23 protein-coding genes are annotated in these 21,429 nt (G+C 66.6%); 7 read left to right on the forward strand and 16 right to left on the reverse strand.

Going from position 1 to position 21,429, the window contains the following annotated elements:
* Positions 1–42: 42 nt before the first annotated feature.
* Positions 43–1,026, forward strand: coding sequence for an aspartate carbamoyltransferase catalytic subunit (locus tag JKF87_RS13850; RefSeq protein ID WP_201100487.1), 984 nt, complete (start codon positions 43–45; stop codon positions 1,024–1,026).
* A complete protein-coding gene (pyrC, locus tag JKF87_RS13855; RefSeq protein WP_201100488.1) occupies positions 1,023–2,297 on the forward strand; it encodes a dihydroorotase in 1,275 nt (424 codons plus the stop codon). The genes JKF87_RS13850 and pyrC overlap by 4 nt, the downstream gene beginning before the upstream one ends.
* 6 nt (positions 2,298–2,303) lie before the next feature.
* Here pyrC and JKF87_RS13860 read toward each other — a convergent pair whose 3' ends face one another.
* Positions 2,304–3,236 (reverse strand): glycerophosphodiester phosphodiesterase family protein, encoded by a 933-nt coding sequence (locus JKF87_RS13860; protein ID WP_201100489.1) that lies wholly within the window; start codon positions 3,234–3,236, stop codon positions 2,304–2,306.
* 127 nt (positions 3,237–3,363) lie between these two features.
* Here JKF87_RS13860 and plsY point away from each other — a divergent pair, with 127 nt between their 5' ends.
* On the forward strand, positions 3,364–4,002 hold the full coding sequence (gene plsY / locus JKF87_RS13865; protein ID WP_201100490.1) for a glycerol-3-phosphate 1-O-acyltransferase PlsY: 639 nt from the start codon (positions 3,364–3,366) through the stop codon (positions 4,000–4,002).
* Complete coding sequence (gene dprA, locus JKF87_RS13870) at positions 3,999–5,072, forward strand: DNA-processing protein DprA (RefSeq protein WP_201100491.1); 1,074 nt, start codon at positions 3,999–4,001, stop codon at positions 5,070–5,072. The genes plsY and dprA overlap by 4 nt, the downstream gene beginning before the upstream one ends.
* A gap of 206 nt (positions 5,073–5,278) precedes the next feature.
* On the opposite strand, the gene JKF87_RS13875 is transcribed toward dprA, so the two are convergent.
* Positions 5,279–5,716, reverse strand: a complete 438-nt coding sequence (locus JKF87_RS13875; protein ID WP_201100492.1) for a hypothetical protein — start codon at positions 5,714–5,716, stop codon at positions 5,279–5,281.
* A 64-nt stretch (positions 5,717–5,780) separates the two neighbouring features.
* Positions 5,781–7,100 (reverse strand): replication-associated recombination protein A, encoded by a 1,320-nt coding sequence (locus JKF87_RS13880; RefSeq protein ID WP_201100493.1) that lies wholly within the window; start codon positions 7,098–7,100, stop codon positions 5,781–5,783.
* Between the two features lie 72 nt (positions 7,101–7,172).
* Here JKF87_RS13880 and JKF87_RS13885 point away from each other — a divergent pair, with 72 nt between their 5' ends.
* The gene (locus tag JKF87_RS13885) at positions 7,173–7,598 is read left to right on the forward strand and encodes a VOC family protein (RefSeq protein WP_201100494.1); all 426 of its coding nucleotides are present in this window, start codon (positions 7,173–7,175) and stop codon (positions 7,596–7,598) included.
* Here the strand turns inward: JKF87_RS13885 and bla are convergent.
* From bla to JKF87_RS13905, 4 genes are all read right to left on the reverse strand, one after another.
* Positions 7,595–8,470, reverse strand: coding sequence for a subclass B3 metallo-beta-lactamase (gene bla, locus JKF87_RS13890; RefSeq protein ID WP_201100495.1), 876 nt, complete (start codon positions 8,468–8,470; stop codon positions 7,595–7,597). The genes JKF87_RS13885 and bla overlap by 4 nt on opposite strands.
* Before the next feature lie 86 nt (positions 8,471–8,556).
* Positions 8,557–9,960 carry a Do family serine endopeptidase gene (locus JKF87_RS13895; RefSeq protein WP_201100496.1) on the reverse strand — a complete coding sequence of 468 codons (1,404 nt, stop codon included), beginning with the start codon at positions 9,958–9,960 and terminating at the stop codon, positions 8,557–8,559.
* A gap of 56 nt (positions 9,961–10,016) precedes the next feature.
* Entirely contained in the window at positions 10,017–11,327 is a 1,311-nt protein-coding gene (locus JKF87_RS13900) for a TCR/Tet family MFS transporter (protein ID WP_201100497.1), read from the reverse strand.
* 77 nt (positions 11,328–11,404) lie between these two features.
* On the reverse strand, positions 11,405–12,649 hold the full coding sequence (locus tag JKF87_RS13905) for an alkaline phosphatase family protein (protein WP_201100498.1): 1,245 nt from the start codon (positions 12,647–12,649) through the stop codon (positions 11,405–11,407).
* A 98-nt stretch (positions 12,650–12,747) separates the two neighbouring features.
* On the opposite strand from JKF87_RS13905, the gene JKF87_RS13910 reads away from it, so the two are divergent.
* Together JKF87_RS13910 and JKF87_RS13915 are read left to right on the forward strand one after the other, a co-directional pair.
* The gene (locus JKF87_RS13910; protein WP_201100499.1) at positions 12,748–13,659 is read left to right on the forward strand and encodes an ABC transporter ATP-binding protein; all 912 of its coding nucleotides are present in this window, start codon (positions 12,748–12,750) and stop codon (positions 13,657–13,659) included.
* Complete coding sequence (locus JKF87_RS13915) at positions 13,649–14,506, forward strand: ABC transporter permease subunit (protein WP_201100500.1); 858 nt, start codon at positions 13,649–13,651, stop codon at positions 14,504–14,506. The genes JKF87_RS13910 and JKF87_RS13915 overlap by 11 nt, the downstream gene beginning before the upstream one ends.
* Here the strand turns inward: JKF87_RS13915 and JKF87_RS13920 are convergent.
* The 9 genes from JKF87_RS13920 to secY form a co-directional block, all read right to left on the reverse strand.
* Positions 14,478–15,395: a LysR substrate-binding domain-containing protein gene (locus JKF87_RS13920; RefSeq protein ID WP_201100501.1), complete on the reverse strand. Its 918-nt coding sequence runs from the start codon at positions 15,393–15,395 to the stop codon at positions 14,478–14,480. The two genes, JKF87_RS13915 and JKF87_RS13920, sit on opposite strands and share 29 nt — an antisense overlap.
* Before the next feature lie 70 nt (positions 15,396–15,465).
* Positions 15,466–15,930: a GNAT family N-acetyltransferase gene (locus tag JKF87_RS13925; protein ID WP_201100502.1), complete on the reverse strand. Its 465-nt coding sequence runs from the start codon at positions 15,928–15,930 to the stop codon at positions 15,466–15,468.
* A 90-nt stretch (positions 15,931–16,020) separates the two neighbouring features.
* On the reverse strand, positions 16,021–16,440 hold the full coding sequence (rplQ, locus tag JKF87_RS13930; protein ID WP_201100503.1) for a 50S ribosomal protein L17: 420 nt from the start codon (positions 16,438–16,440) through the stop codon (positions 16,021–16,023).
* 105 nt (positions 16,441–16,545) lie between these two features.
* Positions 16,546–17,565 carry a DNA-directed RNA polymerase subunit alpha gene (locus tag JKF87_RS13935; protein ID WP_201100504.1) on the reverse strand — a complete coding sequence of 340 codons (1,020 nt, stop codon included), beginning with the start codon at positions 17,563–17,565 and terminating at the stop codon, positions 16,546–16,548.
* Between the two features lie 91 nt (positions 17,566–17,656).
* Positions 17,657–18,046 carry a 30S ribosomal protein S11 gene (gene rpsK / locus JKF87_RS13940; protein WP_201100505.1) on the reverse strand — a complete coding sequence of 130 codons (390 nt, stop codon included), beginning with the start codon at positions 18,044–18,046 and terminating at the stop codon, positions 17,657–17,659.
* 14 nt (positions 18,047–18,060) lie between these two features.
* A complete protein-coding gene (rpsM, locus tag JKF87_RS13945) occupies positions 18,061–18,429 on the reverse strand; it encodes a 30S ribosomal protein S13 (RefSeq protein ID WP_201100569.1) in 369 nt (122 codons plus the stop codon).
* A 128-nt stretch (positions 18,430–18,557) separates the two neighbouring features.
* On the reverse strand, positions 18,558–19,289 hold the full coding sequence (locus JKF87_RS18530) for an energy transducer TonB (RefSeq protein ID WP_201100506.1): 732 nt from the start codon (positions 19,287–19,289) through the stop codon (positions 18,558–18,560).
* Positions 19,290–19,340: 51 nt separating this feature from the next.
* Entirely contained in the window at positions 19,341–19,901 is a 561-nt protein-coding gene (locus JKF87_RS13955; RefSeq protein WP_201100507.1) for an adenylate kinase, read from the reverse strand.
* Positions 19,902–19,942: 41 nt separating this feature from the next.
* Positions 19,943–21,322, reverse strand: a complete 1,380-nt coding sequence (secY, locus tag JKF87_RS13960) for a preprotein translocase subunit SecY (protein WP_201100508.1) — start codon at positions 21,320–21,322, stop codon at positions 19,943–19,945.
* Positions 21,323–21,429 lie beyond the last annotated feature (107 nt).

Raw genomic sequence — 21,429 nt, forward strand, 5'->3', positions numbered from 1 at the left:
AGTCTGGCGTTTGCGGCGAGTCACGCCTATAGCCGCGTCTCGATGACCCAGCCCTCCCTCGTCACCGACCAGACCATTCAGGAGCGGCTGATCCCGTTCCCGAAATCCCACTTCCTCGCCGCATCGGACCTCAATCCGTTCGTGACGCCGCAGTTGCTGGACCTGGCCGACGCCTTCGTCGACTTCAATCGGCAATCCTCCAAGGCGCTGGACGTGCTGCACGGCCGCACGGTCGTGAACCTGTTCTTCGAGAACTCGACCCGCACCAGCTCCTCGTTCGAGATCGCGGCCAAGCGTCTGGGCGCCGACGTGGTCACCATGCCGGTCGCCTCGTCTTCGGTGAAGAAGGGCGAGACGCTGATCGACACGGCGGTCACCCTGAACGCCATGAAGCCCGACATTCTGGTCATCCGCCACTCGGCCTCGGGCGCTGCTGAACTGCTCAGCCAGAAGGTCGGCTGCGCGGTCGTCAACGCGGGCGACGGCCGCCACGAACACCCGACCCAGGCCCTGCTGGACCTGCTGTCCATGCGCCGCGCCCTGGGCGATGTGACCAGCCTGACCGTCGCCATCTGTGGCGACATCACCCACAGTCGCGTGGCCCGTTCCAACGTCGCCCTGTTGCAGATGATGGGCGCGCGCGTCCGCCTGATCGGCCCGCCGACCCTGGTGCCCGGCGACGCCGACCGCTGGGGCTGCGAGGTCTTCCACGACATGCGCGAGGGCCTGCAGGGCTGCGACGTCGTCATGATGCTGCGCCTGCAGTTGGAGCGGATGGCCGGGGCCCTGGTCCCCTCCACCCGCGAGTATTTCCGCTTCTGGGGTCTGGACCGCGAGAAACTGGCCTGGGCCAATCCCGGCGCCAAGGTCATGCACCCCGGACCGATGAACCGCGGCGTCGAGATCGATTCCGATGTCGCCGACGATCTGAACGTCTCCCTGATCCAGGATCAAGTCGAGATGGGCGTCGCCGCCCGCATGGCCGTTCTGGCCTCACTCTCCGCCCGTTGGGGAGACGCCCGATGACCACTCTGGCAATCGTCAACGCCCGCCTTCTCGACCCCGCCAGCGACTACGACGGTCTGGGCTCGGTCCTGATCGAGGACGGCCGCATCGTCCGCGTCATTCATGGCGCCGCCCCTGATCTGGCCGCCGACCAGATCATCAACGCCGACGGCCTGTGCCTGTCGCCCGGCCTGATCGACATCCGCGTCAAGACCGGCGAACCGGGCGCCGAGCCGCGCGAGACGCTGAAATCCGCCAGCCTGGCCGCGGCCGCAGGCGGCGTAACCACCATCGTGGTCCAGCCCGACACCGATCCCGCCATCGACGACCCGGCGGTGATCGAGTTCATCCAGCGTCGCGGCGCAGCCCTGAACCTGGTCAACGTCCGTGCGGCAGGCGCCGCGACCAAGGCGCTGGACGGCCAGCGCATGGCCGAGATCGGCCTGATGGACGAAGCGGGCGCACTGTATTTCACCGACGTGGACAAGGTCATCGTCAACAGCCGCACCCTGCAGCGGGTGATGAGCTACGCCGCCGCCTTCAACGCGCTGATCGCCTGTCGTCCGTCCGATCCCTGGCTGACTGAAGGCGCCGTCGCCGCATCCGGCGAACTGGCCACACGTCTCGGCCTGTCAGGCAGCCCCGCCATCGCCGAGCGCATCGGTCTGGAACGCGATCTGGCCCTGGTCGAACAGACCGGCGCCCGCTTCCTGGTCGACCAGATTTCGACCGAAGGCGCGCTGGAGACCCTGGCCAGGGCCCGCGCCAAGGGGCTGGAGGTCGCCGTCAGCGTCTCGATCAACCACCTGTGCTTCAATGAGGTGGACATCGGCGACTATCGCACCTTCTACCGCATCGACCCGCCGCTGCGTTCAGAGGCCGATCGTCAGGCCTTGATCGAGGCGGTGCGCGAAGGTCTGATCGACGTCATCACCTCGGCCCACACCCCTGCCCCCGCCGAGGACAAGCGCCGTCCCTTCGCCGAGGCCGCACCCGGCGCCATCGGTCTGGAGACCCTGCTGCCCGCCGCCCTGACCCTGCACCACGAGGACGGTCTGGACCTGCTGGACGTGCTGCGTCCCCTGACGCAAGGCCCCGCCGCACTGCTGGGGCTGGATGCAGGCGTTCTGGCCGAAGGCGCCCCCGCCGACCTGATCCTGTTCGACCCCGGCGCGCCCGTCATCGTCGATGCGGACGCCCTGCACTCCAAGTCCAAAAACTCCCCGTTCGACGGCCGCCGTCTGCAAGGCAAGGTCATCGGCACATGGGTCGCAGGCCGCAAGGTTCACTGACGGGCGCTACCGCGGCCTATCGCACGTCGCCGCCTTGGCGACTTCGGCTTCCAGCACGCTCTTGACCGCCAGCGGCGTGTCCGTCGCGATCACGGTCACGCCTTGTCGGAACAGGTCGCGGTATTCCGACACGTCCCCGTCCGCGGCATAGAGGTCGTCTCGCCTCACGCCCTCGGCGCCCAGGGTGCCGAACTGCACCTCTACGCCGCGCGCCTTCAAGGCGCGCCACAGGGCCGGGCGTTCGTCGCGCGTTCCGGTCCAGGCCAGAATCTGCGCCGTGTTCAGCCCCTCCAGTCCTCGCACGCTGTTCACGCCAGCCGAGATCATCATCTCCGGCGCCATCGCCGCCACGGCCCGCGCATCCTCCGGCGTATAGGTGATCAGGATCACACGGCTGGCCGCCCCTGACCGCCGCACCTGGTCGATCACCGCCTGCGCCAGTTCGATGGTGCTGCCGCCCTCGGCCGGTTTCAGGTCGATGCTGGCGATGGCCCCCACCCGTCCAGCGGCGTCCAGCGCCTCGCCCAGGGTCGGCACAGCCTCATTGGTCCGCGCGCCGTTCGACGCCTTCAGACGCGCGCGCTTGATCTGGGCCAGCGTCAGGTCCCCGACCCGTCCACGCCCGGTCGTGGTCCGTCGCATCGTCTCATCGTGCATCAGCACCAGATGGCCGTCGCGCGTCAGAGCCGCGTCCAGCTCCAGGATCGCATTGGGGATCGCCCGTCCCGTCGCCTCGATGGCCGATACAGAGTTCTCGGGCTGGTCCATCGCCGACACCGCCCGATGCGCCGATATCGCCACTCCGCCGTCCCGAACACAGTCGAAATAGGCCGCCATCGCCGGGCCGTCCGCCGCGCCATTCGCCTTCGGCTCCGCCTCGACGCAACCTGTCGTCGCCAACAGGATCGCCACGGCGGCGGTCATCATGTTTCGGGTCATCGGCGATCTCCAGCGGGGCGCGGGACCAGACGCTGCGGCGATCGCGGGGTCAAGAGGTCGGATCGCGCTTGCTACGGACCGCGCGCCGACGCATTTTGCCGCCACAACACGCGGGGAGCGAATCAACGTGCAGGATCTGGTCGGCCCCGCTGTAGGGACCTTGGCGCTGGCGGCGCTCGGCGGCTATCTGCTCGGCTCGATTCCGTTCGGCGTCATCATCACCCGCGCGGCGGGCGCAGGCGATGTGCGCAACATCGGCTCGGGCAATATCGGCGCGACCAATGTCCTGCGCACAGGCCGCAAGGACCTGGCCCTGGCCACCCTGCTGCTGGATGCGGGCAAGGGCGCGGTCGCCCTGCTGATCGCGCGCCACCTGTTCCATAGCGAAGCCGCAGGCGCCATCGCGGGCGGTGCGGCCTTCCTGGGCCACCTGTTCCCCGTCTGGCTGGGCTTCAAGGGCGGAAAGGGCGTCGCCACCTTCTACGGCCTGCTGCTGGCCGCCGCCTGGCCGCTGGGTCTGATGGCCGCCGCCGTCTGGCTGATCGCCGCCTTCGCCTTCCGTTATTCGTCGCTGGCTGCCCTGATCTCGGCGGGGACTGCGCCCCTTCTGGCCCTGCTGCCGCTGGCCGCCGTCGGCCTTCCGGTCGGCGCGCCCATCCTGATCCTGACCCTCTTCGCCGCCGTGCTGATCTGGATTCGCCACCACCAGAACATCGCCCGACTGCTGAAGGGCGAGGAGCCGCGCATCGGGGCCAAGAAGGCGTGAGCCTGAGCGGGGCCGAACGTTTCGCCCGGCTGCGGCTCGCCCGCACCGACCGCATCGGTCCCGTCGCCTTCTCCCAACTGCTCCTGCGGTATGGTTCCGCCGTCAGCGCGCTGGATGCCCTGCCGGGGCTGGTTCGCAAGTCCGGCGCCGCCTCCATGCCCCCGCCTGCGGACGCCGTTCAGCGTGAACTGGATCGGGGCGGCCAGATCGGGGCGCGTCTGCTGGTGCTGGGCGACGCCGACTATCCTGAAATGCTGGCCGCGCTGGACCCACCGCCGCCGATCTTATGGACACGGGGCCGCGTCGAGTTGCTGAACCGCCCATCGGTGGCCATCGTCGGCGCCCGCATCGCATCGGCAGGCGGCCAGCGCATCGCGCGCGGTCTGGCCCAGAAGTTGGGCCAGTCGGGCCACGTCGTCGTCTCGGGCATGGCGCGCGGGATCGACGCCGCCGCCCATGAAGGCGCCCTGCCGACCGGAACCGTCGCCGTGCTGGGCGGGGGCGTGGACGACATCTATCCGCCCGAACACGCCGACCTCTACGCCCGCCTGATCGAACAGGCCTGTGTCGTGTCGGAAAGCCCCATCGGCGCCCGCGCCCAGGCCCGCGATTTTCCTCGGCGGAACCGCATCATCTCCGGCCTGTCGCGCGGGGTCGTGGTGGTGGAAGCCGAAATCCGCTCTGGCTCGCTGATCACCGCCCGCCTCGCCGCCGAACAGGGGCGCGACGTCTTCGCCGTTCCGGGTTCGCCGCTGGACCCGCGCGCACGCGGTCCCAATGAACTGCTGCGTCAGGGCGCCATACTGTGCGAAGGCATTGAGGACATTGATCGCGCCTTCAACACCCTGCGAACCCTGCGCGAGCCGCCGTCCGAGCCGTTGCGCTATGAGGACGACATCGACGACGGCTTCCTGGACCGCGTCGCCGCCTTGCTGTCGCCCACGCCGACCCCGCGTGACGAGATCGCCCGCGCCCTGAACGCGCCGATGGCCCAGGTCGCATCCGCCCTGTTGGAGCTAAGCCTTACCGGCCGCGCCGAACTTCTGCCTGGCGGCCTGGCCTCAAGCTGAGGCGTTTCGATCCAGTTTAGGTTCAGTCGACATTTAGCCGGAAACCGTCTTTCCGGGCGTCCGAAGGGCGAACCCGGAACCCAGGCGTTCACATCAAACGTCCAATGCGTTCAGCATTGCTATCATGACCCTGGGTTCCGGGTTCTTCGCTTCACTCAGCCCCGGAATGACGGGTTAAGCGTCGGCCAACTAAATATCGGTTCCGCCTAACGCAGAACGCCGCGCCGCGTCATGAACCGGGCGTATCCGATTAGAAGCACGGCGATTATCGTGATCACGCCGGTCATGGCCGTATTACCGCCCATGACCTCTGCCCCGTCCGGCGAACCGATGAAGGTGTAGTAGACCGTCGCCAGCACCCCGACGAACGAAGCGCCAAAGGCCCACAGCGCCCATCGGCGCCTCAAGAACAGCAGAATCGCCCCTGCCAGACCGCCCCAGGTTCCAACCACCCAGGCCACGGACATCCAGGCCGGAAACCGATGGAAATAGGCGATCTGCGCCTCGGTCATGCCCATGGAGCGCAGATAGGGATCGCCCTGCGTCAGGGACATGAAGGAATCGAACGCGCCGAACCCGTTCCAGAGCAGGGCCAGCCCCGCCACCAGCCACAGATGCCAGGGGGTCTTCACCATCTGGATCATCGTCCGCTCCCAAATCTTGGAAGCCAGGATAGGCCCGTCGCAAGTCCCCTACAATGAACAGCGATCAGTCAGCCGCGTCCGGGGCCGCCTGCATCTGCGCCCGCATCGCGGCCCAGCGTTCCAGCCGCAGCTTGACCTTCCCCTCATGCCCCTCGCCCTTGGGCTTGTAGAAGGTGCGGCGCTCCATCTCGTCGGGGAAGAAGTTCGCGCCCGAGAACCCCTCGGGCGTGTCCGGGTCGTACTGATACCCCTTGCCGTACCCCAGTTGCTTCATCAACTTGGTCGGGGCGTTACGGATATGGGCGGGCGGCATCAGCGAGCCCGTCTCATAGGCCGCCTTCTTCGCCGCCTTGAAGGCTTCATAGACGCCGACAGACTTGGGCGCGGTCGCCAGATGGACCACCGCCTGCGCCAGCGCCAACTCGCCCTCGGGACTGCCCAGGAAGTCGTAGGTGTCCTTGGCCGCATTGGCGACCAGGATCGACAGCGGATCCGCCTCGCCGATGTCCTCGACCGCCATCCGCACGATGCGCCGGGCCAGATAAAGCGGGTCTTCCCCCCCGTTCAGCATCCGCGCCAGCCAGTACAGGGCGGCGTCCGGGTCCGACCCGCGCACCGACTTATGCAGGGCGGAAATCAGGTTGTAGTGTTCTTCCCGCGACTTGTCATAGGCGGGCGCCCGGCGTTGCAGCACGCCCGCCAGCCCCTGCACGTCCAGCACCTCGCCCTCCGGCAGGTCGAACAGAACCTCGGACATGGTCAGCAGATAGCGTCCATCGCCGTCCGCCAGGGCCAGCAAGGCGTGCCGCGCATCCGCCGTCAGCGGCAGCGGTTTTTCCATATGCGCCTCGGCCCGCGTCAGCAGTTGCCCCAGCGCCGCATCATCCAGCCGCTTCAGCACATAGACCTGGCTTCGTGACAGCAACGCCCCGTTCAGCTCGAAACTGGGGTTCTCGGTCGTGGCGCCGACTAGGGTCACCACCCCGGCCTCGACGAAGGGCAGGAATCCGTCCTGCTGGGCGCGGTTGAAGCGGTGGATTTCATCAACGAACAACAGGGTCGACTGCCCCGCCGCGCGCCGCATCCGCGCGGCCTCGAACGCCTTCTTCAGATCCGCAACGCCCGAGAAGACGGCGCTGATCGACTGGTATTCATAGCCCGCCGCCTGGGCCAGCAGCCGGGCGATGGTGGTCTTGCCGGTGCCTGGCGGTCCCCACAGGATCATCGAGCCCAGACGCCCCGCCTCGATCATGCGCCGGATCGGCCCGCCGGGACCAAGCAGGTGGTCCTGTCCCACCACCTCCTCCAACCTGCGCGGGCGAAGACGGTCGGCCAGGGGCGCGTCGGGGGGCAGGATGCCGGAGGCTTCGAACAGGTCAGTCATGGATTTCTACTATGTAGTCGTTCGCCAAACCCATTTCACGCGTTAGTAAGGGCCGAATACGGAGATCGCCCAATGACCGACGCCAATCCGAACCAGGGCCCGACCAGCGGCGTGACCCCTCATCTGACGATTCCGGCGCGCGGCGCCTCGGCGGCGGTGGACTTCTACATCATCGCTTTCGGCGCAGAGGTGCTGGACCGCAGACTGGCCGACGACGGCGAGCGCCTGATCCACGCCCATCTGAAGATCAACGGCGCCAGCGTCATGCTGAACGACGAGTTCCCGGAATACACAGGTCAGGCCAACATCCGCCCCGTCGGCGTCACCCTGCACCTGCAGGTCACAAACCCCGACGCCTGGTGGACCCGCGCCATGGTCGTCGGCGGCGCCGAGCCGGTCATGGACATGGCCGACCAGTTCTGGGGCGACCGCTACGGCCAGCTCCGCGACCCCTTCGGCCACACCTGGTCGATCGGCGGGCCAAAGAAGGACGCTTAAGGCGCAGCCTCTCGGTCCAGTCGCGCTTGCAGTCGTCCCCTCGCCCGTTCGGCATAGGCGCGGCAGGCCGTTGGATCGAGGAAGGGGTTGGGCGTCGCGCCCGCCTCAAGCGCCGCGATCTTGCGGTCGCCGCCCGAATTGTCGGGATGGGCTGAAATCAGCAGGCCGCAGTCCAACCCCTCAATCCGGTCGATTGACGCGCGCAATCCTGCGGTCACCTCTGGATGCCTCGTATAGGTGAAAGGCCCTGCCGCCACCGCATTCAGGCTGGAGGCGAAAACGACGTCCACGCAGGCTTCGCCCTCGCAGGATTTCCACGTCCAGCTGACGCTGCCCGGCGTGTGGCCCGGGGTGAACACCGCCGTCACCGCCGTATTCCCCAGCCGCAGCACTTCGCCATCCGCGATGCCCCGCGCATTGGGCACAGGCGGCGAATTGGAGATGTCGCTCTCCTGCGGGTCGCCCGCGGCGACAAGTCCAGCCCGCAATGCGGCCGCGCCAATCGGGCTGGTGATCACCTGGGCGCCGCTGTCGCGCGCAAGAGCCGCCAGTCCGCCCGCATGGTCGAAGTGGGCTTCGGTGTTCAGGATAAAGCGGATGTCCTCCACCCGGAAACCCAGTTTGCGAATATTCGCCTCGGTCATCGCCACGGTCTGCGGCAAGGCGCCATCGACCAAAATCAGGCCGTCGCCCGTGTCGATCAGCACGATGCTGAGCCCGCCCGTGCCGACAAAATAGGTGTTTGCGTACAGTTTCAGCGGCGCCTGCGGCTTAACCCAATCCGGGTTCGCCGGCAGCGGCTTCGTCAACGGGTCGTCGTGAACACCAGTCCAGGCGCCGGACATCAGGGCGGCCGCGACCGCGAGAGGCATCAGAGCTTTCATGAGCCCATCCCCCACATCGGCGGCGGAAGCACAAGCCGACGTGGGGATGGAGCAGCGACGCGGCCGTGGAAAACCTATCTCAAGACGCCGCGGATCTGACGGCCGCCGCGATTGATCACGACATCCCATGGGCCGCGACCGGCGCTGGCGGCTTCCACGTCGCGGGCCGTGTTGATGGCGCGGCCGTTGATGCTGACGATCAGGTCGTTCTGGCGGAACCCAGCGCGCGCGGCGTACCCCCGACCGGACACGCCGGTGATGATCACGCCCGTGGTGAAGGGATCGCCGCCCAGACGGTCAGCCAGCGCCGGGTTCAGGGCGACGACCGATGCGCCCGAGAACGGCCCCGCCTCAATCGTCGTTCCCTGCTTGGGATCAGCGTCGCCCGGCAGAGGCTGGACACGAGCGTTCAACGTCTGGGCGCGCCCGTCACGCAGGATGGCGACCTGGACCTGATCGTTGGGATTGCGCGATCCGACGCGGTAGTTCAGCCCGCCCTGATCGTTGACCTCCTGGCCATCGACGGCGGTGATCACGTCGCCCTGACGCACGCCCGCGCGGGCGGCCGGACTGTTGGCGTAAACGTCGGTCACCACGATCCCCTGCGGGCGGCTCAGCCCCAGGCTGCCTGCGATGTCGCCGGTGACGGTGTTGCCCTTGACGCCCAGCCAGGGCCGAACCACGGCGGTGGCGCCGCCCAGGGCGGAATCGACCACCCGCTTCACCATCACCGCAGGCACGGCGAAGCCAACTCCCGCCGATGATCCCGAGCGCGAGAAGATGGCGGTGTTGATGCCGATCAGGTTGCCGTCCATGTCCACCAGCGCCCCGCCCGAGTTGCCGGGATTGATGGCCGCATCGGTCTGGATGAAGGAGCCACTGTCGGAAATGCCGGTCTCGGTCCGGTTCAGGGCCGAGATGATGCCGTTGGTCACCGTCTGGCCCACGCCGAACGGGTTGCCGATTGCCAGGACCAGATCGCCGACCTGCTGTTCTTCCTTGTCCTCGATAGCCAGGACCGGCAGGCGGTCGCTGACATTATCAAGCCGCAGCACGGCGATGTCGCTGCGCTCGTCGGCCAGGATGACGGTGGCGGGGAACTCGCGCCGGTCGTTCAGCACGACCTTGATCTGCTGGGCGCCATCGATGACGTGGTTGTTGGTGACGACGATGCCGTCCGAGCGGACGATGACGCCTGAGCCAACGGACTCGGCCACCCGCGCCTGCGGAATGCCGCCGCCGAAGAACTGAAAGAAGGGATCGGCCTGCACCCGCTGGACGCTGCGCGCCGAGATATTGACCACGGCGGGGGCGGCGGCCCGCACCACGGGGGCGAAGCTGGACTTCATTCCCGCCGCGTCATTGGGCGCGGTGCGCGTGGGCTGGGCGAACTCGCCCTCCTGCGCCTTGGAAGGTTGAGGGTTGCCGCAGGCGGTCAGGGCCAGGGCGGCGACAAGCACGATCGATCGGGTCTGCATATTCATCCGGCGTTTGATCTCAAGCATCGCCATTCCGCACCCGATTTCGGGCTGGATCAAGGCCTGCGCGCGGCATCAACGGACGAGGTTTCGGCCCGTTCCGCCCGCCGCGCTGTAATGAAGGCCGCCACGAAAGCCAGCACCAGCACGATGGCGGACAGGTAGAAAGCCAGACCCGGTGCATGAACAAATGCGTCGATCAGCCCCAGCCCGTGCGCGCCCAACCAGTCGGCCAGCGGTTCGAACCCGCCGCCCACCGACAGCGAATAGATCCAGCCGAAGAACAAGGGCGAGGCGACGCCGGCGATGGAGGCGACGCTCATGGTCGCGCCTTGCAGCTGGCCCTGCTCGCTCTCGGACACCTGGCGCGTCATCAATGACTGCAGCGTCGGCATGGCCAGTCCCCAAAGCGCGTTGGGTAACATGGCCGCGACAAAGGCCCAGCCGACCGGCGCCCAGCCCATCAGCGCCATGCCGATGGTGCCGCCGAACAGCCCCAGCAGCATGGTTTTGCGGTCGCCCAGCGCCTTGGTCACCGGCCCGACGACCAGCCCTTGCGTCGCCATATCCAGCAGACCGACCATGGCCAGCAGCATCCCGACCTCCTTGGGTCCCCAGCCGTAGCGGAACTGGGCGTACAGGACGAAGACGGCCGAAAAGACGTGGTGCGAGAAATGCAGCAGGAAGGTCACCCCCGCCAGACCCGACAGCTCGCGATGCCGCCCCAGCAGCACCATCGCCCCGACCGGATTGGCGCGCCGCCAGCTGAACTTCATCCGCTTTTCGCGGGGCAGGCTCTCGGGCAGGATCACCAGCCCATAGAAGAAGGCGATGCCCGACATGGCGGCGGCGGCCCAGAAGGGCGCGCGCGGGTCATAGTCGCCCAGGAAACCGCCGATCACCGGCCCCAGCACAAACCCGCCCGAGAAGGCCGCGCCGATCAGACCATAGGCCCGGGCGCGTTTCTCGGGCGCGGTGATGTCGGCCATATAGGCGTAGATGGTGGTGAAGCTGGACGAGGTGATCCCCGCCACGATCCGCCCCAGCGCCAGCCACCACAGGTTTGGCGCCAGCGCCATCAGCACATAGTCGATGGCCAGGCCTGCACAGCTGATCAGGATCACCGGGCGGCGGCCATACTGGTCCGACAGCGAGCCGATGATCGGCGAGGCGACGAACTGCATCCCCGCCCACAACGCAACGAACAGGCCATTGATTATGCCCGCCCGCGCGTTTGACCCGACGAATTCCTCGATCAGCTGCGGCAGCACCGGAATGATGATGCCCATGGCGACGATGTCCAGCACCGCCGTCACGAAGATGAAGCCGATGGCCGCCTTCAGCCGCTTTTCAGGAATGATCGACATGAGGCGCGCTTCCTAGCCGTGACGGACGGCGGACGACAGGGGAAATCAGCGGCTCCCCTCACCCGCCATGGCCTCCGTCAGGGCTGCGTCACCGCCAGGGTGTCCGCCGTCTTGCCGTCCACGACCGGCCCGGTCAGGCCCAGAACCCGCACTAGGAAGGGCTGGACATCCACGCTCTGCAGACCGGTCAGACGCCGCCCGACGACCACGCCCGGTCCGTGAGCGATGAAGATGGCCTGCATTTCCGGCGCCTGATTGTCATAGCCGTGCGCCCCGCCGTCCTTCTCGACCGGGCGATCACGCGACGTCACTGTCCAGCCCGTCTCGACCAGGCACACCACCTGGGCCACGCGCGGATTGGTTCCATAGGCCAGGCGCGCGGGCACATCCGCCTTGTTCCAGCATTCCAGATGCGGATGCCGCCCCACCAGCTTCTGCTCCATCTCGGCCTCGCGCCCCGGCGCCGGATCGGCCGACACGAAGGCACCCGCCGAGGTGATCTGCAGCGCCGCCGGATCAATGATGTCGTCGATCCACACCACCCGCTCGGGCGAGGTCGCGGCCATGCCGTGGTCGGACACGATCACCAGCAGGGTCTTGTCGTACAGACCCCGCGCCTTCAGCCCCTCAACCAGCCGTCCGATGGAGGCGTCGACCGAAGCGACCGCCGCCCGTGTCTCTTCGGCGTCGGGGCCATAGTGGTGCCCCGCCGTATCGACGATGTCGAAATACAGGGTCTCCAGCTTGGGCCGCTGCCCCTCGGGTAGGTCCAGCCACGACAGGATGCGGTCCACGCGCGCGTCGCCCAGCACGTCCTTGTCATAGGCCTGCCACAGGCTGGGGCGCAGGCCGTGGTTCTCGGTCTCTGATCCGGGCCAGAACATGGTGCCGGTGCGCACGCCCTGACGTTCCGCCGTGATCCAGATCGGCTCGCCCTGCGCCCAGAAGCCGGGCTCCTTGCTGGCCATGGTGAAGACGCCCAGCTCGGCGTCGTTGAACCTGTTGCCGACAATGCCATGGTGATCCGGGTGCAGGCCGGTCACCAGCGTATAGTGGTTGGGAAAGGTCACGCTGGGGAAGGACGGACGCATCGGCCCGAACGCACCACCCGCAACCAGACCATCCATCACCGGCGTCTGGCCCTTGCCCAGATAGTCCGGTCGGAAGCCGTCGATGGAGATCAGGATCACCTGCTGGGGCGCGGCCGCCGGGGCCGTGGCGCTGGCCGGGACCAGCGGCGCCATCGGCGTGCGGTGCGCAGACGGCGCAGTTGTGCAGGCGGCGGCCAGAAGGGCGAAGGCCAGCGGCAGAAGGCGGTTCATGGGACGCTCCGAATACGAATTCGAAGATTGCCTAACCTTAATCCGCGACATACGCACGACGCCTTGTGGGAACACTGTTCCCGCGCCAAGGTCAGGTCATGGAAACCGTCATCGACATTCGCGGTCTGACCAAGACCTATGGCACAGTCAGGGCGCTGGACGGCCTGACCCTGTCGATCCCGCGCGGCGGGGTTTACGGCATTCTGGGACCAAACGGCGCGGGTAAGTCCACGCTGTTCCGCACCCTGCTGGGGCTGATTCGTCCGACAGCAGGCGACGCCACGATCATGGGCGGCCCCATCGGCGCCCCGACTTCGATGCGGCGCATGGGCTCGATGATCGAGACGCCTCGCTTCCCGCCCTTCCTGACCGCCCGCCAGGTGCTGGAATGGCTGGGCCGCGCCCACGGCGGCGTGACATCGACCGAGATCGACCATTGGCTGCAGCGCGTCGGCCTGGCCGAGGCGGCGGACCGGCGGGTGCGCGGGTTCTCGGTCGGGATGCTGCAGCGGCTTGGCGTCGCGGCGGCGCTGATGACCAAGCCGGACCTCGTCATCCTGGATGAACCGACCAGCGGCATGGACCCGCCCGGCATTCAGGAGATGCGCGCCCTGATCCGCAGTCTGGCGGACAACGACGGCGTCACCATCATCCTGGCCAGCCACCAGCTTCAGGAGGTCCAGCGCGTCTGCGACCGCGTGGCCATCTTCAACAAGGGCAAGGTCGTCACCGAAGGCCGCGTCTCCGACCTGACGGCGGCGGGCGAGCGCCTGCGCCTGTCGGTCACGCCCCTGGCTCGCGCCCTGGCTGTGCTAGGCGACCGCGCCAGCCTGGACGGCGACGCCGTTTTGGCCTCTGTCCCGCGCGCCGAAGGCCCCGCCGTCATCAAGGCCCTGGTCGAGGGCGGCGTCGATATCGAAGAGGCCCGCTGGATCGGCGCTGATCTGGAAGATGTCTTCATGGACCAAACCGGCTGGACCGGCGTGCAGGAGCTGAACCATGCTGGCTGACGCCATCCGCTCCGAAACCTATCGCCTGTCCAAGAACCGCACCGCCCTGTTCTGGAGCGTGCTGTTCATCCCGATCATCAGCGTCGTCCTGGGCGTCATCGCCATCATCGTGGCCAAGGCGCATGAGGCCGATCTGGCCGGCAAACTGCCGCCTGAACTGCTGCAGCGCGCCCCGCTCAATCTGGCCGAGTCGCTGGTCAAGTCCGCCGCCGATTTCGCCAATCCGATCGTGCTGCTGTTCATCCTGATCGGCGCGGCGACCATCTATGCCGGCGACTACCGCTGGGAGACCTGGCGTCTGATCAGCGCACGCAACACGCGGCCAAACCTGCTGACAGGCAAGGTCGTCGTCGTCATCGGCCTGACGGTTCTGGCGACCGTGGCGGGCCTGCTGGCCGACATCGTCACCCACCTTGTCCAGGCCGTGATCCTGTCGCGCAGCCTCAGCTTCTCGACTGATGGCGCGGGGTTCACCGACTTCGTGCAACTGACCCTGCTGTCGTGGGCGCGGATCATCCAGTTCACCATGCTGGCCTTGCTGGCGGCGACCGTCACCCGCTCGCTTCTTGCGGCCCTGTTCGTCCCGCTGGTCATCAGCGTGGCCCAGTTCTTCCTGCCGCAGATGCTGATGCAGATGGGCGTCTCGCCGGAAGGCTGGGTAGCCCCCCTGCTCTCGCCCGGCCTGGCTACCGATCTTTTGAAGGCGGTCATTCACGGCGGCATGGAGGCGGCCGGGCTGCCGCCGCAGGCTGCGCTCAAGGCCGTAACCGGCCTGGCGCTTTGGATCGTGGGGCCGTTTGTGGCTGCGGTCGCCTACTTCAAGCGCCAGGACCTGTCGAAGGAATAGGCGGCGGCGGGCTTCGCTCGCCTTCTGCGACCAGCCAGTCGCGGAAGGCGTCCACCGCCGCGTCCCTGCGCCCCTCAGGCCTCAGGAAGGCGAACCACGACGGCCGCTTCACAAAGCCGAACGGCGCGGCCAGCCGTCCCGCCAGCACATCCGGCGCCACAAACAGCCACGGCGCAACAGCGACACCCATCCCGGATATGGCCGCTTCGACCAGCGAATGATTGTGCGCGAACTCCCGCTCCTCCACGGCGGGCGCCAACTCCACCCCCGCAAGTTCGGCCCACGACGCCCAGGCCTGTCGGAATGTCGCAGACCGCAGCCGCGTCGCGCCCGACACCGTCTCAAGGTCAGGCAGGGCCGCCATCAGCGAAGGCGCGCCAACCACGCCCTGGTGATGGTCCAGAAACCGCGTCGCCTCCGCTCGGGCGTGAATGGCGTTCGGCTCGACGATGCGGATGGCGCCGTCGAAGCGGTCCCGCCTGAAATCGACGGGGGCATAGGATTCCGACACCCGGACCCGCACCTCCGGGTGCGCCGCTAGAAATCCCGGCAAACGGGGTATCAGCCATTTCAACGCAAACGTGCCCAGGCACGAGATCTCGATCTCCCGCGCGCTCCCCTGACGGGCCCCCTGCACCGCATCCTCAATGGCGCCGAAAGCAGGCGTCAGCCGGTCGGCCAGGGCCAGCCCCGCCTCGGTCAGCGTCAGGGCATGTCGGGGACCACTGACCAGCACCACGCCCAGCGACGCCTGCAGGGCCGCGATCTGGCGGCTGACCGCGCCGTGGGTCACGCACAACTCGTCGGCGGCGCGGGTCATGCTGCGGTGGCGCGCGAAGACCTCAAAGGTCCGAAGCGCATTCAGCGGCGGTGAAGCTGCACGCTTCATGTGACCTCCCCTCACAAGTCGGCCTTGGCCTAGTCGATTTGGGCGTCAGGGGAAATGCAGGCCGCCTGCCCTACAGACGCTTTTCCATGAACACGTCCACCCGATCCCCGGAATAGGGCGTGTCGCGCGGCGCCAGATATTCAAATCCGAACGTCTCATACAGCCTGATGGCGGGCTCCAAGCGGCTGTTGGTCTCCAGATACAGAAACCTCGCGCCCATCTCCCGCGCTGCGGCTTCACAGGCGGCCAGCAACTTCCGCCCCAACCCGGTCCCGCGTGCAGCGGGCGACACCGTCATCTTGCAGACCTCGAACCCGTCGCCCATGCGGATCAGGGCGCCGCAACCGACGGCCAGTCCCTCGCTCTCGGCGATGAAGATGCGCCCGCCCGTGTCCAGAAACACGCCCTGGGGATCGTCCATCGACTGGCGGTCCTTGGCCTCAATGGCGAAACTGCCCTCCGTCAGCCAGGCTTCGGTCAACCGCGCCCAGGCCTGGGCATGTTCAGGCCGATAGTCGACAATCTCGATGCTCATTTCCACATCCTGATGATAGCGCCATAGCAAAAGGGCGACCGGATCGCTCCGGCCGCCCTTTCAGCGTTCAGTCAGAAAGAGACGTAAGGCTTAGGCCTCGTCGTCGCCTTCGAAGACCAGGACCGGACCGGAGTCCTTGCCCTTGGCTTCCACGTCGCGATCGACAAACTCGATCACGGCCATCGGGGCGTTGTCGCCGTGACGGAAGCCGGCCTTCATGATGCGGATGTAACCGCCGTTACGTTCGGCGTAGCGCGGGCCGAGCGTTTCGAACAGCTTGCCGACCTGCGGAACGTCGCGGACCTGGCTGATGGCCTGACGGCGAGCGTGCAGGTCGCCCTTCTTGGCGAGGGTGACCAGCTTCTCGACGAAGGGACGCAGTTCCTTCGCCTTGGGCAGGGTCGTGGTGATCTGCTCGTGCTTGATCAGCGAGGCGGCCATGTTCGCGAACATGGCGGTGCGGTGGCTGGTCGTACGACCGAGTTTACGGTGGGCGGCGCCGTGGCGCATCTGGGTCTCTCCTACTCCGGCCCCGGTATCTCCTCAGAGACCTAGGGCCGTAATCTTCTAACCGCCCCGGCATTCTCCCAGTGGGAGACGGGCGGAGGGTTGAACTTAGATCTGGTCGTCGAACTTCTTGGCCAGATCTTCGATGTTTTCAGGCGGCCAGTTCGGCACATCCATGCCGAGGCTGAGGCCCATCGTCGCGAGAACTTCCTTGATCTCGTTCAGCGACTTGCGGCCGAAGTTCGGGGTGCGAAGCATTTCGCCCTCGGTCTTCTGGATCAGGTCGCCGATGTAGACGATGTTGTCGTTCTTCAGGCAGTTGGCCGAACGAACCGACAGCTCCAGCTCGTCCACCTTCTTCAGCAGCGCCGGGTTGAAGGGCAGGTCGGGCTTGCCGTCCGACTGCTCGACAGCCTTCTTGGGCTCTTCGAAGGTGATGAAGATCTGCAGTTGGTCTTGCAGGATGCGCGCAGCGTAAGCCACAGCGTCAACCGGCGTAACCGCACCGTTGGTTTCGACTTCCAGCAGCAGCTTGTCATAGTCCAGAGACTGGCCCTGACGGGTCGGCTCGACGCGATAGGCGACGCGCTTGACCGGCGAGTACAGGGCGTCGACAGCGATCAGGCCGATCGGCGCGTCTTCCGGACGGTTGAACTCAGCGGCGACATAGCCCTTGCCGTTCTGCACGGTAAGCTCCATGCGGATCGAGGCGCCGTCGTCGAGCGTGCAGATGACGTGATCGGGGTTCAGAACCTCGATGTCGGCCGGCACGTCGATCTGGCCAGCGGTGACAGCGCCGGGGCCTGTGGCGCGCAGGGTCATGCGCTTGGGGCCTTCGGCGTGCATGCGCAGCGCCAGTTGCTTGATGTTCAGAACGATGTCGACCACGTCCTCGCGCACGCCTTCCAGCGACGAGAATTCATGAACAACGCCGTCGATTTGGATGGCCGTGACTGCCGCGCCTTGCAGCGAGGACAGCAGAACGCGACGGAGCGCGTTGCCGAGCGTCACACCGAAGCCACGCTCGAGAGGTTCGGCAACCAGGCGCGCCTTGCGCTGGGCGTCGGAACCGATCTCGATCTGCGGCTTCTCGGGACGGATCAGCTCTTGCCAGTTTCTTTCGATCATTTTGTCCCTCGAACGGGTTTCGTCGGCTCCGGCCTTGTCGACGAGGCCATGGTGGAGCCGACGGAGATGGGGGTGCTCTTAGCGGGGTCGATTAGACGCGACGACGCTTGGGCGGACGGCAACCATTGTGCGGCATCGGGGTGACGTCGCGGATGGTCGTGATCGTCAGGCCGACCGACTGCAGAGCGCGCAGAGCCGACTCACGACCGGAACCCGGACCCGAGACGTTCACTTCCAGCGTCTTCACGCCGTGCTCTTGAGCCTTCTTGCCTGCGTCTTCAGCCGCCATCTGGGCCGCATACGGGGTCGACTTACGCGAACCCTTGAAGCCCATGTGACCGGCCGACGACCAGGAAATCGCGTTCCCTTGTGCGTCGGTGATGGTCACCATGGTGTTGTTGAAGCTGGCGTTCACGTGGGCGACGCCCGACGTGATGTTCTTGCGTTCGCGGCGCTTTACGCGACCCGGTTCCTTGGCCATCGATCAGCTCTCTCTTACTTCTTCTTGCCGGCGATCGGCTTGGCCGGACCCTTGCGGGTGCGAGCGTTGGTGTGGGTGCGCTGGCCGCGGACCGGCAGGCCCTTGCGGTGACGCAGGCCGCGGTAGCAGGCAAGGTCCATCAGACGCTTGATGTTCATCGAGGTCTCGCGGCGCAGGTCGCCCTCAACCGTGTGATCCTTGTCGATCGTTTCGCGGATCGACAGCACTTCGGCGTCCGTCAGCTGGTTCACGCGGCGGGCAGACTCGATGCCCACCTTCTCGGTGATGTCCTTGGCGGCGGCGGGGCCGATGCCATGGATGTACTGAAGCGCGATGAATACGCGCTTGTTGGTCGGGATGTTGACGCCAGCTATACGGGCCACGAAATTCTCCAGATACGCGTTAGTCAGACGCAACAAACGCTCCGGTCAACAGACCAGGAGCGTGGCGCCCTTCGCGGGAAGCCGCCCTTATACATATGATTCACAGGGCGTCAACGTCTTCGGGCTTGTCAGCGCGGCGGACGGCCGAAGTCGACCCCCACCGTGACCCGCTGTCCCTCGACCGGACGGCCGTTCTCGGTCGGCGGCTGGAAGCGGAAATAGCCCGAGACCTGCAGCCCCGCCGCGCCGAAGCCCATGCCCGCAGGCGTCTCCTCCACCACCCGGCAGGCGTCAAGGCGGCTGTCCAGCCGGATGATGCATGACAACTCCACACGGCCATAGCGGCTGCGGGCGTTGGCGGGATGCAGGGCGCGGATCTGGCCGATGGTCGGGCCGGTCACGATTCGCGGTCCGGTCGATCCGCTGCCTGGACCAGATCCGGAGCCCGTGCCGCTTCCGCTCCCCGTCCCCTGCCCGCCCTGGCCGAAACCGGGCTCTGCGGACGGCGCCGGGGCGATGCCGACGACGGGCGCAGGCTCAGGCGCCTTGACCGGCGGCGCAGGCAGCTCCTGCGGGCGCGGCTTGGGCGGTGGCGGCGGTGTGTGAATAGTGGCGGGCGCAGCGGGCGCGCCTCCCCCGGCCTTGGGTGCTGGCGGATCCCGAGAGATCGGCGGCGGGGGATCGTAGAGGATGACCTCAAACGGCTGCGGGTCGATCACCGGCGCGGGCCTGGGGCCCCTCACCTGTCCCAGCAGAAGGAACAGGCCGATCTCTGCTACGGCGACGGCGGTGAATATGCCCGCCATGCGCCACCGGCGCAGGCGGGACTTATCCGAAAGGCTGGCGGCGCGTTCGGTCATCGGACGATCAATGCCCGAAAACGCGCTTCACGCCAAACCTGCGGCTGAACGTCAGGCCAGCGCCTCATCGATGGCCTTGGCCACCGATTCGATCGAGCCCATGCCGTCGGCCTGGGTCAGCTTGCCCTGCTTCTCATAGTAGGGAAGCAGCGGGGCGGTGTTGTGGTTGTAGGCTTCCAGACGCACCACGAAGGACTCGGGATTGTCGTCAGGGCGGCCCTGCTCGGCATAGCGTTTGGCGACACGTTCCAGCAGGGCGGCGTCGTCGACCTTCAGGCGGACCACGGCGTCGATCTGCTTGCCGCGCTTGGCCAGCATGGCGTCCAGCGCCTCAGCCTGGGCCACGGTGCGGGGGAAGCCGTCGAAGATGGCGCCGCCAGCGGCCTCAGCCTCGTCCAGGCGATCTTCGATCAGGGCGATGACGATCTCGTCGGTGACCAGATCGCCCCGCGCCAGCACGTCCTTGACCTTAAGTCCCAGTTCCGAGCCCGACGCGATCGCCGCGCGAAGCATGTCGCCGGTGGAGAGCTGGACCATGCCCTTCTCTTCCACCAGCCGCTTGGCCTGAGTGCCCTTGCCCGCCGCAGGCGGTCCGAACAGGATCAAGTTCACGCTTTAAGCCCTCCCCTAGGCTTGGTCTTCAAGGTTTAGTCTTAGCGACGGACAGGCGTGGGAGCGCCACGACCGCCGCGACCACGCAGCTTGGCCTTCTTGATCAGGCCTTCGTACTGGTGCGCCAGCAGCTGAGACTGAATCTGGGCCACAGTGTCCATCGTGACCGACACGACGATCAAGATAGACGTTCCGCCAAAGTACAGGCTGTTGCCGAACTGGCTGACGATGAACTCAGGCAGCAGGCAGACTGCGGTGATATAGGCGGCGCCGATCACCGTCAGGCGGGTCAGGACATAGTCCAGATATTCCGCCGTACGCTTGCCCGGACGGATGCCCGGTAGGAAGCCGCCGTACTTGCGCAGGTTCTCGGCCGTGTCTTCAGGATTGAAGGTGATCGAGGTGTAGAAGAAGCAGAAGAAGATGATCAGGGCGGCGTAGAGCACCATGAACAGCGGCTGGCCGTGCGTCAGCTGCGCCGTCACCAGCGGCAGCCAGCTCGCCCAGCTGGGCAGGTCGGCGTTGGCGGTCATGGTCGCAACCGTCGTCGGCAGCATCAGCAGCGACGAGGCGAAGATCGGCGGGATGACGCCCGCGGTGTTGACCTTCAGTGGCAGGAACGAACGCTCGCCCCCTGCCATGCGGTTGCCTTCCTGACGCTTCGGATACTGGATCAGAAGACGGCGCTGGGCGCGTTCCATGAAGACGATGAAGACGACGGTGACCACGGCCAGGATGGCGATGAACAGCAGGGCGAAGGCCGACATCTGGCCTTGCTGAGCCAGGCCCAGCAGGCGGGCGATGGTGGACGGCAGAACCGCCACGATGCCTGCGAAGATGATCAGCGAGATGCCGTTGCCGACGCCGCGCGCCGTGACCTGCTCACCCAGCCACATCAGGAACATGGTGCCGCCGGTCAGAGTGACGACCGTCGAGACGATGAAGAAGATGCCGGGATTGTCGACCAGGCCGGCCTGGGCGTTCAGGCCCGCCGCGATGCCGAAGGACTGCGCCAGAGCCAGGAACACCGTCAGGTAACGGGTGTACTGGTTCAGCTGCTTGCGGCCGCTTTCGCCGCCTTCCTTCTTCAGCTTCTCCCAGGGCGGATACACGGTGCCCATCAGTTGCACGATGATCGACGCCGAAATGTACGGCATGACGTTCAGTGCGAAGATGGCCATACGCTCCACCGCGCCGCCCGAGAACATGTTGAACATGTCCAGGATGCCGCGCTGACCGCTGGGGTCTTGGAAGAACTGCAGGAAGGCCTGCGAATTGATGCCCGGGATCGGCACGTAGGTGCCGATGCGATAAACCAGCAGAGCGCCCAGGGTAAACAGCAGGCGCTTGTGCAGCTCGGTCGCTTTCGCGAACGAGCCCATGTTCATATTGGCGGCGAGTTGTTCTGCGGCCGAAGCCATTTATGCGTCCCCACGACTGAGAGAGTCGTCAGATAGGCGGAAAGCGGCCCTCATGCGAGAGCCGCTTCCGTTCTTTCGTCGTCGCAGGTGTAATCAGGTCACGACCT

This window comes from Brevundimonas nasdae (assembly GCF_016654005.1).
In the GTDB taxonomy this organism is placed as follows: Bacteria; Pseudomonadota; Alphaproteobacteria; order Caulobacterales; family Caulobacteraceae; genus Brevundimonas; species Brevundimonas nasdae.

Excerpts from the sequence above, each read along its gene's own strand:
- bla (WP_201100495.1), bottom strand. The coding sequence starts at position 8,470 with ATGCCTCTCGCGGTCGCGGCCGCCCTGATGTCCGGCGCCTGGACTGGT.
- JKF87_RS13920 (WP_201100501.1), bottom strand. The coding sequence starts at position 15,395 with ATGAAGCGTGCAGCTTCACCGCCGCTGAATGCGCTTCGGACCTTTGAG.
- JKF87_RS13910 (WP_201100499.1), top strand. The coding sequence starts at position 12,748 with ATGGAAACCGTCATCGACATTCGCGGTCTGACCAAGACCTATGGCACA.
- JKF87_RS13875 (WP_201100492.1), bottom strand. The coding sequence starts at position 5,716 with ATGATCCAGATGGTGAAGACCCCCTGGCATCTGTGGCTGGTGGCGGGG.
- JKF87_RS13850 (WP_201100487.1), top strand. The coding sequence starts at position 43 with ATGACCCAGCCCTCCCTCGTCACCGACCAGACCATTCAGGAGCGGCTG.
- rpsK (WP_201100505.1), bottom strand. The coding sequence starts at position 18,046 with ATGGCCAAGGAACCGGGTCGCGTAAAGCGCCGCGAACGCAAGAACATC.
- secY (WP_201100508.1), bottom strand. The coding sequence starts at position 21,322 with ATGGCTTCGGCCGCAGAACAACTCGCCGCCAATATGAACATGGGCTCG.
- JKF87_RS13885 (WP_201100494.1), top strand. The coding sequence starts at position 7,173 with ATGACCGACGCCAATCCGAACCAGGGCCCGACCAGCGGCGTGACCCCT.
- JKF87_RS18530 (WP_201100506.1), bottom strand. The coding sequence starts at position 19,289 with ATGACCGAACGCGCCGCCAGCCTTTCGGATAAGTCCCGCCTGCGCCGG.
- rplQ (WP_201100503.1), bottom strand. The coding sequence starts at position 16,440 with ATGCGCCACGGCGCCGCCCACCGTAAACTCGGTCGTACGACCAGCCAC.
- JKF87_RS13915 (WP_201100500.1), top strand. The coding sequence starts at position 13,649 with ATGCTGGCTGACGCCATCCGCTCCGAAACCTATCGCCTGTCCAAGAAC.
- JKF87_RS13880 (WP_201100493.1), bottom strand. The coding sequence starts at position 7,100 with ATGACTGACCTGTTCGAAGCCTCCGGCATCCTGCCCCCCGACGCGCCC.
- pyrC (WP_201100488.1), top strand. The coding sequence starts at position 1,023 with ATGACCACTCTGGCAATCGTCAACGCCCGCCTTCTCGACCCCGCCAGC.
- JKF87_RS13860 (WP_201100489.1), bottom strand. The coding sequence starts at position 3,236 with ATGACCCGAAACATGATGACCGCCGCCGTGGCGATCCTGTTGGCGACG.
- JKF87_RS13925 (WP_201100502.1), bottom strand. The coding sequence starts at position 15,930 with ATGAGCATCGAGATTGTCGACTATCGGCCTGAACATGCCCAGGCCTGG.
- JKF87_RS13895 (WP_201100496.1), bottom strand. The coding sequence starts at position 9,960 with ATGCAGACCCGATCGATCGTGCTTGTCGCCGCCCTGGCCCTGACCGCC.
- JKF87_RS13900 (WP_201100497.1), bottom strand. The coding sequence starts at position 11,327 with ATGTCGATCATTCCTGAAAAGCGGCTGAAGGCGGCCATCGGCTTCATC.
- JKF87_RS13935 (WP_201100504.1), bottom strand. The coding sequence starts at position 17,565 with ATGATCGAAAGAAACTGGCAAGAGCTGATCCGTCCCGAGAAGCCGCAG.
- JKF87_RS13905 (WP_201100498.1), bottom strand. The coding sequence starts at position 12,649 with ATGAACCGCCTTCTGCCGCTGGCCTTCGCCCTTCTGGCCGCCGCCTGC.